The organism is Paenibacillus peoriae KCTC 3763 (genome assembly GCF_000236805.1).
In the GTDB taxonomy this organism is placed as follows: Bacteria; Bacillota; Bacilli; order Paenibacillales; family Paenibacillaceae; genus Paenibacillus; species Paenibacillus peoriae.
On record NZ_AGFX01000012.1, the window covers coordinates 260,526 to 273,687 of the forward strand.

Here is a 13,162-nt window from a genome sequence, read left to right on the forward strand (position 1 = left end):
AAAACAAGCTAAAAGGAATATGTAAAATGTAAAAGCAGCCTGCATTTCTTATTCGATATAAGAATCCCTTTAAAATAAAGGGACATGCTTTCGTCTGAGTGAGACGCTACATGTAGCATTTGATCCTACGATCGCTGTTGCCCCGGGATTCTCAGATTTTCACAAACCTTTTAAAGGTTAGAATCCCATGGCAAAGGCGAACGCTTCGCTTCTCCAGATTCAAATCCTCCACTACGCTGCACACCACCGTTATATTGGTATTTTACAAAGAAAGCTACATAGATATCTACGAGGAGAAAAGTTTTGGCTATTGCCTATAATAGTAAATGAAGAAAATTATCATAAAAAAATTAAAAAAAACAAAAACCAGCTAATCTATTGCAGGCATTAGCTGGTTTCTTATGGATTGGAGAATATACTTTAAGCAGAAGCCCGTTCGCCTTAACTCATGTTTAAAATTCGCCAATTAGATCCGATTTTCCCCACTCTTACTAATACAGGGTTCTGTTCTTCTTCCTCGATATAAAGCTTAATTTCAAGCAACCTTATTTCTTGTATATTCATATTCTGCTCTATAACATTTTTATTCATTTTATCATAATTCGCAATTATTTCAGGCTTAGAATATGTGCTGCTCACCTTCATTTCCTTGATTTTCTTCAGTTCCGTAGCAGCATTGGCTTCACCCATAACGATACGTTTGCCCATGATATCAGGGTTTGAATTCAGGAAAAGGAACATATAAAAATTCTCCCAATACTGTTCATATTCCAAAAAGCTTTTAAAAAAGTTATGGCTCTCAAAGGAAGGAATGGGAGTTCCCGCTTGAAGCTCATAGGTATGGAGCAAGTTGAAATGATTATCTACCGTATTCGCACGATACTTTTCCATAATAGGGAAACATTTTAACGCACTGTCGAGATCATGCTCATTTACAGCTTCAAAAAAGGCTTCTACCACCGATTCGGGCGTGGAAAATTGCGCCTCCGTGGGTTGTGGCAGATCTGCCTGGAAATTTTCCAAAAAAGTGCCTCCAGACTGATCTTTTCTAGCATCTCCAGAGCTGATCTCTCCGGAGCGTCCTTGATTCGTACAACCCGTAACTGCTACGAACAGCAGCAGGAATACAACTGAACAAAACATCCATTTTCGTTGTTGCATGAATTCATGTTCCCCCATTATTTTGAAAATCAAAGATTACTTGAGCTTTTCTTATAAATTGGTGATTTCCATTGATACTGGAGGAAAAGACGATTGCTGCTCATATCGCTGTAACTCTTTTTTATTTACAACCAGGGTATTGGCACAAAGATCGTGAACTCCCTGTTTTTTCGCAGTAAAAGCAACCACGATGTAAATAATATGAACAATTATAAAAGAAATAGCTTTAATCCAATAACGCCCGGAAGCGTGCCAGAATGCAAGTCGATTTCCTTCCTTGTCCACGACAATTAGAGAAAACACAAGCTTCCCTGGTGTTGCTTTGACCTTCGATGACTCCCATAACCCACAATACAGCCATGGCACTATGAGCCACAAGATCAGCGGCAACCATATCATCAACACTTTTATGAAACCAGTCTCCTCTATGCCCAGAAGAAATGGAATACTAAACACTCCTCCTATTAAAAGAACAAGTACAAAGACAATGACCAGATCCATCACAAACGCTGCTGTTCTTATCCAAAATCCTCCGTACATTCTTCTTACGCTATCACTTGTTGCTGTCATGATGATGTATAACTCCTTTTGCCTATGTAATTTAAAATCCAGTTTATTCCTGTATCCAAAAAGATATCATACGGCTACTCGCCTATATTGTCAATCTACGAATAAATACTCATAAACAAGGCATAAAAAAACAGCGTGTATGTAATGAGCTTACACACACGCTGCTTCACAGTTCATTTAGCAAACACTAAACAAGCCTTCTTCCCCGCGCAGCTTTGCCAAAGCCTCGACAAAGAAATAATCGCCGTAGATAATGGGAACGTTGATGTATTTTTGCTCAGGATAATGCACGGTTCCGTTCATCAGCAAGCCCTCGTGGTCCTCGCCCCACGCCGTGCATGTGTGATGCAAGCCCATAAGGATGGATTCTGCCCTTTGGGTAAAATGCTCCGCACGCGTCGAATATTTGGCCAGTTCCAGCAAACCGCTTGCCGCAATGGCCGCAGCAGATGAATCCCATGCTCCGCGATGTCCCTCTGGTGCTCTAAAATCCCACACAGGCAGACAAGCATCTCCCAGTTGGGACAGGAAAAAGTCTGCTGTGTTTTCGGCTACCTTCAAATAACGCGAATCGCGCGTGTACCCGTACGAAAGCGTAAAGCCATACAAAGCCCATGACGTGCCACGTGCCCAGGCGGACCCGGGAGCGAACCCCTGACCACCATGCTCGGCGACCTTTTTTCCGATCTCCGGATCGAATTCGACCACATGCGCAATAGAGCCGTCCGCACGGACGAATTCACGTGCCACGGTATCCGCATGCTGCACAGCCAGAGCAGCAAAACGAGGATCTCCGCTTTCCTCCGAAGCCCAATAAAGCAAAGGAAGATTCATCATACTGTCTATAATCGCGACGCCCCGTGTATCCATGTCCTTCGAATGAAAGTTCCACGCACGAATAAAACGGCCATTCACGTTAAAACGGGCGGCCAGCAGATTAGCAGCCAGCAGTCCCCGCCTTCTGGACTCGGCATCCCCCGTCGACCGATAGGCGGACACACCGCTGAGCAGCCAAATAAAACCGAGATCGTGGTCTACCGCTTCGCTGTTATAGAGCACGTTTTCCAAACGGCTCTCGCACCGCTGCGCAATCCCGGCGGCTCCGCTGTCAGGGCGGGCCCGATTTGCCAGCCATAGCAGCCCTGGATAAAAGCCTGCTGTCCACCATGCTTCCTCACGATTGTCATAGCATCCACCCTCCGCAACATGGGGAAAAGCATCTCCCAGTCTTGCCGCCAAGGCAAGCGTTTTGTCCAAAGCCAGCTCCCACGATTGCTCCAGCCATGCTTCTGTTTTCGTCATTTCTTGTCCTCTCCCCTCTCCAACGCTTCGAAAACGCCTATAGCTACAACCCTAATTATTCTGGCAGCCGAATAATAAAGGAAATACAACTGCCTGTGCATTCCAGACGCGCCCCCTTGAGCAAGCCGTTCCGGCAGGCTACGGAAGTCAATTCCTCCGGCCATACCACGTTTGTTCCTTCCGTTGTCGGGATGACTTCAAGACTGGCGCCTGCGTATTCCACCCGTATGCTTTCCGTTTCTTCCCCGGCTGACATCACATGATGAATTACGCTGCGCTCCCGGCCGTCATACGCCATTAAGGGAATTAGCGCTCCCAAATGCTGAATATTGCCTTGAAGCTCATACTCCACCTCAATTTTTCCGCGCATCTGACGATAATGTGTTCGGATTTCCCTCACCCCCGGGAATGGTCCTCTCCATAGCAATGTAAAATCCGTTGCTCCGTCAGATGCTGAGCTCTGCTCCACCTGTACGGACCCTCCACCATCCTGCGGGTCAATCCCTCCGTCCCGGTCGAATTCCAGCGTTCCGGGGATGCCTTCCGACAGGCTGTGCCACTTTCCGTCCTCCGTTTGCCAGGCCGGAGAATAACTTAGCGGAAAAATATCTCCTTCCGCGAAGCCTGTAAAGCCGCGGTCTGCATGCCCTGCTGAGGACGGACCCATCAGTGACGGCAGCGAGGTCTGCTGAATACGCACAATGCCGGGAATATTGTACGGGTCATTGACCGACGTCTGCACAAGCATTTGCTGCCCGTCTACTGTTGCAATGACCGTCTGGAACCAGCCGTCCGTTTCCAGCACCCGGCTGCCTACCTCTGCCGGTATAGAAGCTGGAGTAATACGCTCTATCCCCTCCCCGTACAGCAGGGTATGAGCCAGCACAGCTGCCGTCCACAGACTGTAGCAGGTGTGGTTCGAGTACACCTCGAAGCCATGCCGTGCCTCGGACGAATAATGATTGCGGACAATATGCAGCTTGCCGTCATCGATTTGCCAGCGGCTAATCGCCTGCCAGCACAGGTCCGCTGCCTGCCGGAACGCACCCGCAAGCCCGTGCTCGCCTGCTGCATAAGCCTGCTGTGCATGGGTCGTGAAGATAAAGGCCGCAGCCGCTTCGTTCCACTGATGCTGTGCGCTTCGGCCACGCGGCGGAATTTCCCCGTGCGGGGATAACGCCAGCAGTGAGCTGAGCGCCCCTCTGCGAAGATGGTCACGCAGTTCAAGAGCGCAGCCGCCATCATATCCGTTCTCCAGCATCACACCCAGATGAAAGCGAGTGACGATATCGTAGGCGAACGGGCTATTGGGTCGGTCCAGCGGACCGTCCTGATACAGTCCCAAGCCGGTAAAGCGAGGCAAATGGTAGCTGCGGATATACGTCTCCATCCACTCGGCATCGGCTGCAAGCCCTTCGGCAGCACGCAAAAACTCACCGGAAATCATAATCGCATTCCAGTTGATCATCCGGTTCGGATTTTTCATTTTGCTCATCGTAAAAATGTAGGTCTGCTCCGGCTCAATCCCGCTCAACTGCTGCTTCCAGGCAGTGGCTTGCTCTGGCAGCAAATGTTTCAGGAGCCGGTACGCTCCCATCATCATGATGGGAAAAAAGTCCGGGTGCTGATCCGGCGCTTTTTCCTCCACTACACAAGCGATGCTGTGCGTCAAAGCCGCAGCCGCAGATTCGAGTAAATCATGCCGGCCTTCTTTGACCAGTACCGCTGCAGCCAGCGCATAGGATGGAGTCGAGTAATACCGTTCACTTTCAGAATGGGGGTCAATAATAGCTCCGGTTTCATCCTGATGCAGGGCATATGCGCGAACGAGCTTTTCCAGCATGGCAAGCTTACGTTGGCGTGTCCAGCCGTCCTCCACTCGATTCCGTGTGGTCTCCAACTGCTCTATAAATCTCTCCAGCTCCGTCTGCCAAGGATACACGCTACCTGTATGCAGCTTATTCATCCTGTCTGCCTCCCATTCAACATGAAGATTGATTGATGCTAAAAAACAGATTGCAATCTACGCTTGCAGAATCGTTCCAGCGATCTGAGGCCAATGTCAGCGATGTTTTATAAAACACAAAGGGTACTCCATCATGATCGACATGCTTCACAGCCTCCACCCTCGGATGCATCATACTGGCATCATAATCCAGCCTGACCACAGCCTTCGTTCCTCGCCATTCCACGAAGCCCGTTCCTGTTTCAGGCTGAATACGGCTGATCAAAAGCTCCTCCACATCCCATGGCTTCATACTCACGCCGGGCGATTCAAACTCAAAATGATCTGTGACAGTAAGCCTCGCTCCCTCGTTTTCCTCCAGCACAGTCCAAGCAAAGGAGCGGGTGAAAACCGTTAATTCCTCTACCGGATACGCGGATGTCAAATCAAGTTTTAGCCTTGTGCCCGTCCGTGTCTCCTCCTGCTCATCCACAGCAATATCCAGTACAACCGCCTTTGCCCTTGCACCCGATTGCTGCATGGTCCGATTGATTATGGGCACAGAATGGCCGCCGGAGGAAATGTTGATGATCGATTCTCGTCCCGGTGAAAAATAGGCTTTCGTATACAAGCCTGCTCCCAGATCACACAGCAGATTTTCACCACCGCCATGAAGGATAAAATGTCCAAGATCGTTATGATTGTGCGGTTCATTGTTATGCCCGCCCTTGGCTGAAAATGCAAGCATGGTGTCTAATTCAGACTTTTGTCTTCCAGCTCTGCTATGACTGGAACTATGACTAAAGCTACGGCACATCAGCCACCCTAGCTGCGGCAAATAATCGACTCCAGCCAGATCGCTTCCAAATGCCAAAGGATTCGTCCATACCAGGTTGCGCAATACGTGAGCCCAGCGACGACAAGGATCTTCCAGCAGGCCAGACACCCGGAAAGGGAGTGTCGAGTGGCCTTCCTGCAAGGAGTTTAAATAAGAGACAAGTCCAGAGGGCAAGCGTTCAGTTTCACTACTGTCCGAATAATTGGCGAAAATCCCCTCCGACAGATGCACCCGCTCCGCAAAGGCGGCGATTTGCTTTACCTTTTCCGAGTTCAGAATATTTACGGCTTCTCCGGTAAACGCACGCAGCATTTCGGCAAAATAAATAAAATAACCAAAGCCGTACACCCAGTAGCCGACGCCCTCAGGGCACCCCCCGTCCTCCTTGTAACCTGCAAGAAAACAGTCCAGCGCACCAAGCATTTTCTCGATAGCTTCGGCTTTGCCCAGACTGTCTTCCGCCAGCAGCAATGCAGCGATTCCGCAACCGGAAGCACATACGGCCGCCCAGTTATGATCTGCTGTCTCCCATTCAAAATGGCGAGGCTGCCAAAAAACAGGTTCCAGCACCCGGCGCCCGACTTCTTGGCGCACCTGAGCGACCACATGTCCAGCCAGTTGCTCGCCTAACAGCAATAAAATTTCAGCCAACATCTGCGCTGTTTCAGACGCGAATAAATCCACCTGCTGCCAAGGCGGTGTCACCTTGTTCTCTTCCCTGACATGTGCAGGAAGCGCCCACGTGTACTCGCGGCATATTTCCAGCAGGCCGCTCTCTACCTCTTTCAGCCTCCCGGGTTCCGATTCGGCTACAGCCGACAGCGCCAAAGCAGCCAACCGTCCACGACGCTCAAAATACACATCCTCATATGGCTTGCGCTCACCCGTATGGGCGAATTGGCGAAACAGTGTCAACGAAAGCTCAGGCCATGGTGTTTCCTGACTATCCTTGCAGACACGCTCGATGTCCACCCAAAGCTCGGCGTATATCGGTTCAGCGACTGTCGCCCGCAGCCTTTTAGTCCATTCACTCCTTACACTTTGCCTTGCTGTGTCCTGCACCCCGTCAGACAGCACCATAACGAGCCGCGAAGCAGGCCAAGCCTCCTTCAAAAGACTCATTCGCTTTTCCTCCCCATAAGAAGCATTCGTTTCACCTTCTTTTTTGTTAACGCTTTCATTGTATCTAACAATGAGCCTAAATTCAAAGGGTAGCCAAATCATTTTAAAAATGCAAAAGAACCTCCACGCCACATTTTCGTAGTCATGAAAGTTCTTGTTTTACACTACTTCCAGTTTTTAACCCCATCATCTTCCAAAATACCTAATGCAGCGTCTGAAATATGAGGGTCACGCAGCAAAGCATCCTCGACTCTGAATTTGATATCATCCGCATCTGCCAGCGTCATTCCCGGTGTAAGCTCAATCAGCCCTTCCACGTGATAGTAGCGTCCCTCCTGCAAAATACGCATTTGATAGATATCCGTTACATGTGAATCGGCAAGTATAATAGAAGCCACACGTTCTTCGATATCCGGGGGAGCCGATACGCCAATCAAGCCCACCATATTATCGTAGCCGACCCGAAACGCAACGCCGACCATCAGACAACCGATAAGAATACTCGAAATACCATCCAGCAGCTTAAAATCCGTCAGCGATGTGACCACAACAGCCAGCAGGGCAAGCACCCCACCCGTTGTTGCTACCAAATCCTCATAAAACACCAGCCGAGTTGGCGGTGCAGCACGTCCCACATGACGGAACGCAGACGTAAAAATACTGAGGCCCTTGGCTTCCACTCTGGATTCATGCAGCACTTCTTTCATCGCTTTACTCCAGACAAATCCGTCAACCGCCAGTGACAAAATAAGTACCACGACATTAATCCAAAAGCCCTGTGCGGATTCAGCCGGGTGCTGCAACAAATGAATGCCTTCCAAAGCAGTTTCATAGGCCATAATCGTTACGACAATAACGGCAACCATACAGAACAGATTAATCACCCGTCCAAAGCCGGTAGGAAAACGTTTGGTCGGCTTTTTCTCTGCCAGTACACTGCCTGCAAATACAAATATCTGGTTGACTGCATCTGCAATGGAATGCATCATGGTGGCAAACATGGAGCCGCTGCCTGTCAAGGCAAAAGCAATTCCTTTAACCAGAGCAATGCCAGTATTACCTAACGCCGCCGAGCCCGAGGATTTATTCCCCTTTTTTACTAGACTCCAAAAAGAGTCCTCTCTCTGTTTCTCTTCCATCCCGTTGCTTCCTCCTGAGGTATACATAATCTGATATAGCCACATTATGTAATCATTTGCTATGTATTATTTTTAACTCGTCCATATTTTACCTAACCATCTGTAGAGAATCAATACAAACTATAATATATGTCACATAAAAAACAGCTAAAAAACATGCCCCTCAGAATCTGGAGCATGCTTTTTTTCTCTAGTATTATTTCTTTCTTTTATTCAACCATAAGTATGTGAGCCAAAACAAAGCTATCAGTATGCCGGCGGCCACTGCTAATTTCAGCATGATTCCAAAGTAGGATAACATCGGATTTGGCGCATACGCGGTTGCTGACATGATCATGCAGGACAAGCCGACGAAGATTATAGAAACAGCAATTGCCCAATCCGACTTATTCATTGTTCACCTCTATACTCTAAAGCGAGCTAATAAGACGAATCATCCCATTTGTAGCCTATTCCCCAAACCGTTTTTATAGGGTTATAAGACAGTCCAGCAAGCTGCAATTTTTCTCGGATGTTTTTGATATGAGTATCAATGACCCGATTTTCCCCAAAAAAATCGTTCCCCCATAAGCGTTCAACGATAGCGTCCCGTTCGAACGTTCGTTGCGGGTGCTGGGCTAATAATTGTAAAATATCATACTCTTTTTGCGTTAAGTCAACGTTTTCGTTCAGCACTACTACCTGCCGCCGTTCTGGATATATCGTTAAATCCGGGAACGCAAGCTTCTGCTCCCTGACCACAGCATGGGCTTGCTGGCTGGAGCGTCGCAACAATGCATAAATTCGGGCAATAAGTTCTTCCGGGTCCACAGGCTTCACGACATAATCATCGGCCCCTATGCCAAGTCCCATCACCTTGTCCTTGACCTCACCTCGAGCGGTTAGCATGAGTATTGGAACAGGCGCAATTTCTCGCATCTTCTTGCAAACCTGCCATCCGTCCATGTCCGGCATCATAACGTCTAATAAAACAACGTCATGTGTTTGGCTCTTAAAAGCCTTCAAACCTTCACATCCGTTAGATGATTCGGTTACGTGAAATCCTTCTTTACTTAAATAAATTCGCAGAAGATTTCGCATATTCCATTCGTCATCGATCACAAGCACTCTTAACTGACTCACGCCTATTCCCCTACCTTAGTGAAGTCGTTGTCCCTACACCAGCATAACAAACATGAGAGCAAGTATCCATTTGAGGTCAAAGCAGCCAACTCCAATCCATGCTGATTCCTCCTCTCTGGATGCCTTGAGTATAGCCCTCAATTGTGTGGTTTTTATGGGGAAATTCTTATAATTAAAATTTGTGGTAACTTCATACTTTCCACAAAATTGTGACCTATAATGCGTCTTATTAATAATAGAAGGAGGACATGTGTCATGAATAAAGTTTTACTTGGGAAGACAAGCCTGGGCATACTTGTGCTCATGAGCATCTTGGCTGGTTGTTCAACGGCTAAAGACGTTAAACCTACAGCAACTTCATCTAAAGAAACCACGGCCGAAGCAGTATCGTTAAAACAAACCGTTAAGTCCACTGAATTAAATGGTGAATTGGCAACCTTGACGGCCGAGGCCAGCAACCTGGAAGTAGAAAAGGGAACATCCCTCCCGGTTTGGACGTTTAATAACTCAGTGCCAGGCCCGCAAATCCGAATTAGAAAAGGAAAAACCGTAAACATTACTGTGAAAAATCAGCTAACAGTGCCCATTTCTTTGCATATCCATGGATATCCTTTACCTTTTAAAATGGATGGTGTTCCGGGGATCACGCAAAATGCGATTGCTCCAGGCAAGAGCTTTACTTATACCTTTAAAGCAACGGTTCCCGGTACGTACTGGTATCATTCTCATCAGGACAGCGTCAATCAGGTCGATAAGGGGCTTTATGGTTCCTTTATTGTGGAAGATGAACTGGTGAAAGCGGATCGGGACTATACGTTAATGTTGGATGAATGGATGAGTTCAAGCCCGGAGCAGGGTCACGAAGGCATGAAGAACATGGACATGGACATGAGCATGCACGGCATGGATCATTCCTCAAGCGAAACCGATGCAAATGGCCAACATGAACAAGCTGTATCTACTCCGCCGGGACATGATATGAGTATGTATGATCTCTATACGATAAACGGCCAAACTATTGATAGCTCGCAGCCGCTGCAGGTCACTCAAGGAGACACCGTTCGTCTACGCTTGATTAACGCCGGGTATTTGAGTCATTCGCTTCATTTGCATGGACATCGTTACCGTATCATTGCTACCGATGGCAATCCTGTCTCCGATCCGAAGTGGGTTAAGGACAAGCTGCTTTCGATTGGCCCTGGTGAACGGGTGGATATTGAATTCCAGGCCGATAACCCGGGAACGTGGTACCTGGAAGAGCACGGTTCCAGCCCAATGGTTGCGAATATGAAGCAGCGTATTCAATACACCAATGAGCAGGGAACAAATGATCAACCCGATCCATTAACGAAACTGCCTACAGTAGATCTGACAAACTACGGAAAATCGCAAGCAGGACGGTTTTCATTGAATGATGTGTATGATGTAAGCTACACCATGAACCTGGGAACCCGTGTACAGCAGGGAAAACTGGCATATACGATCAATAACAAGGTGTATCCCGACACGGAGCCGCTTGCTGTACAAACTGGGGACAAGGTGAAAGTCCGTTTTGTAAATACCTCTGCCAGCGATGACCATCCTATGCATTTGCATGGCCACACGTTTCAAGTTCTAAGCAAAAACGGAATTCCGCTTAAAGGTTCTCCCGTATATAAGGACACTCTAAATGTTAAACCTGGAGAAGAATATATCGTAGCGTTTACAGCTAATAATCCCGGTGATTGGATGTTTCACTGTCACGACTTGCATCATGCCTCTGCTGGTATGGTGACGGATCTGAAATATAATGATTTTACAAATACATTCCAGCCAGATTCGGACTTGAACAACACTCCTGAATAAAGCACATTTTGGCCCAGTGCATTTTGTCCATAACAAAGCCAGATTTCCCGGATAAGGAAGTCTGGCTGTACACTCAGGTATCTTTTTCTATATCCTTCCTGTTTATGCTAAAGGAAAGGACAAACGAAAGACAGTTCCCCGTCCCATTACACTCTCTACCTCAATCGTTCCTCCTTGCAATTGCACTAATTTTTGGACAATGGCAAGGCCAAGTCCCGTACCTCCAAGCTCCCGAGAACGAGATTTTTCCACCCTGTAGAACCGCTCAAAAATGTAAGGAAGTTCATCCGGAGGAATGCCTGACCCTGAATCGGAGATCATAATGACCCCGAGTCCATTCTCTTGCTGTAAAGTAAGTTTGATCGTCCCCTCTCTGGTATAACGTATGGCATTATCAAGCAAGTTTAAAAGCACCTGTTCCAAGCGGACAGGGTCGACAAGACATCGTGGTATCGTCTCCAGAGTGAGTACCCATTGTAAGCCCTTTTGCTCTGCTTTTATCCTGGCCTTATTTACCGACTTTTCAATAGCTCGCCTGACATCAACGGATTCCAAATGGAATGCAAATTTCCCTTCCTCCATTTTGGCAAGCTCAAACAAATCGTTAATGATCACCGTCAACCGATGAGCCTCATCGGCTATAATGTGCAAATATTGTTGTTTTTCCTCTTCATGATCCACGAGTCCATTGGCCAAGACATTCGCATATCCCTTTAAATAAGTGACAGGAGTTCGAAGCTCATGAGAGACATTTGCAAAAAATTCGGAGCGCGTGTCACGATATCGTTTGAGTTCCATGGCCAAATCATTAATCGCGCCGGACAATGAGCCTACTTCGTCATGGGAACGGACAGGAAGACGTACTTCCAATTCTCCTTTTGCTATGTTACGAGTAGCCGCTTCCATCTCTACTAATGGAGCGGACAGCTTTTTGGCCAAGATAAAAATACAGCCGAGCGCCAGCAACAGTGTACCAAAGCCTGCAAAGCCGATCAGATAACGAACAGAACGGATCGATTCTATCATATGTTCTAAGGAACTCACGACATAAATTCCCTTGATCACAGGATTTTTTGAACTGTTAACAGGGATACCATGCAATAAATACAACTGATCACCTGCATTAAACTCCTTTTCGATTTGCTTCCCCTGCAGCAATCGTGCATTCTCCCACACATTCGGCCAAGCCTGGATCTTTTTCTGTTTTGTAGAAGCGGACATGTCAAGAAATTGACCCTGCCCATTCACTAGATAAATACTAGCTTCGGAGAATTCGGCCATCGTTTCCACAGCATAGATTCGATCACGAAGCATAGTGGATAAATGTAAAGCTAGCTCATTTGCCTCCTCATGTGCTTTTTTCGTATAGAAGTTGCTGAATATCTGGTTGATGACCATACTAAGCAAGACCAAAATCACAAGAAACAAACTAAATATGGTGAGACTGAGTTTTAAGTAAACCTTATTCCATTTCATGCTATCCTCCTTCACTCGCCAAAGCCTAAAGCCCATTCTGCAGAGCGTATCCTGCATTCACAAATTGACCACAAAAAACACATGGTTTCTCTATAATTTTTCGTTACTTTAATAACAAGCTTCAATATAATGTTTTAGGGAGGTAAAAGCGTGACCCCAAAAAATCAGGCCTTACAAGACTATGTTAACAGATCGGTGCTGGATACGTATGGCTACACAGAGACCATTTTTGAATTTCCCAATAGCCAAGAGGTAAAGAAATTGTTTGTCAAACGGCTTGCAAACTACGAAGCAAAAAACGATCCTTACGATTATGTGATCAATCCGTATTTTAACGGAGTTGTCTACCCCTCTATTCTTTTCGAAATCTTTATGACACCCAAAACCAACATCCTGGTACAAAAATCAGCTAATAACCAGATTCAATTTAAAGACGGTCAGATTATTCAGGAACAGGCCATGCTGAAAATGATTGACTTGATCGTTTGCCCAAACTTGGAAAGTACAAGAAACATGCTGCCAGAGCCTCTTTTCCAATCGGTTGCAGCGACATTATCGCTCCAAGATCCGACAAGTGTCCGGCCAGTATTAGACGAAATGTTTCGTCAAGAGCTGTAACTCTAGGAGCAATCATACTTGGCA

The 13,162-nt window shown here is 47.0% G+C and carries 10 protein-coding genes; 2 read left to right on the top strand and 8 right to left on the bottom strand.

Going from position 1 to position 13,162, the window contains the following annotated elements; genetic code table 11:
* Positions 1 to 441 precede the first annotated feature (441 nt).
* The 7 genes from KQI_RS0107595 to KQI_RS0107630 form a co-directional block, all read right to left on the bottom strand.
* Positions 442 to 1,194, bottom strand: a complete 753-nt coding sequence (locus tag KQI_RS0107595) for a hypothetical protein (protein ID WP_241763869.1) — start codon at positions 1,192 to 1,194, stop codon at positions 442 to 444.
* Positions 1,195 to 1,212: 18 nt separating this feature from the next.
* On the bottom strand, positions 1,213 to 1,731 hold the full coding sequence (locus tag KQI_RS0107600) for an RDD family protein (RefSeq protein WP_010346166.1): 519 nt from the start codon (positions 1,729 to 1,731) through the stop codon (positions 1,213 to 1,215).
* Between the two features lie 177 nt (positions 1,732 to 1,908).
* Positions 1,909 to 3,033: a glycoside hydrolase family 88 protein gene (locus KQI_RS0107605; protein WP_010346167.1), complete on the bottom strand. Its 1,125-nt coding sequence runs from the start codon at positions 3,031 to 3,033 to the stop codon at positions 1,909 to 1,911.
* A 55-nt stretch (positions 3,034 to 3,088) separates the two neighbouring features.
* A complete protein-coding gene (locus KQI_RS0107610) occupies positions 3,089 to 4,999 on the bottom strand; it encodes a hypothetical protein (RefSeq protein WP_010346169.1) in 1,911 nt (636 codons plus the stop codon).
* Positions 5,000 to 5,015: 16 nt separating this feature from the next.
* The gene (locus tag KQI_RS0107615) at positions 5,016 to 6,938 is read right to left on the bottom strand and encodes a heparinase II/III family protein (RefSeq protein ID WP_029390066.1); all 1,923 of its coding nucleotides are present in this window, start codon (positions 6,936 to 6,938) and stop codon (positions 5,016 to 5,018) included.
* Between the two features lie 164 nt (positions 6,939 to 7,102).
* Positions 7,103 to 8,077: a cation diffusion facilitator family transporter gene (locus KQI_RS0107620; RefSeq protein ID WP_010346171.1), complete on the bottom strand. Its 975-nt coding sequence runs from the start codon at positions 8,075 to 8,077 to the stop codon at positions 7,103 to 7,105.
* 420 nt (positions 8,078 to 8,497) lie between these two features.
* Positions 8,498 to 9,199 (bottom strand): response regulator transcription factor, encoded by a 702-nt coding sequence (locus KQI_RS0107630; RefSeq protein ID WP_010346173.1) that lies wholly within the window; start codon positions 9,197 to 9,199, stop codon positions 8,498 to 8,500.
* 255 nt (positions 9,200 to 9,454) lie between these two features.
* On the opposite strand from KQI_RS0107630, the gene KQI_RS0107635 reads away from it, so the two are divergent.
* Positions 9,455 to 11,044 (top strand): multicopper oxidase family protein, encoded by a 1,590-nt coding sequence (locus tag KQI_RS0107635; RefSeq protein ID WP_010346174.1) that lies wholly within the window; start codon positions 9,455 to 9,457, stop codon positions 11,042 to 11,044.
* Between the two features lie 102 nt (positions 11,045 to 11,146).
* Here the strand turns inward: KQI_RS0107635 and KQI_RS0107640 are convergent, their stop codons facing one another.
* On the bottom strand, positions 11,147 to 12,520 hold the full coding sequence (locus tag KQI_RS0107640; protein WP_010346175.1) for a HAMP domain-containing sensor histidine kinase: 1,374 nt from the start codon (positions 12,518 to 12,520) through the stop codon (positions 11,147 to 11,149).
* 150 nt (positions 12,521 to 12,670) lie between these two features.
* Between KQI_RS0107640 and KQI_RS0107645 the strand changes: the two genes are divergently transcribed.
* Positions 12,671 to 13,138, top strand: a complete 468-nt coding sequence (locus KQI_RS0107645) for a hypothetical protein (RefSeq protein WP_010346176.1) — start codon at positions 12,671 to 12,673, stop codon at positions 13,136 to 13,138.
* Positions 13,139 to 13,162: the final 24 nt, after the last annotated feature.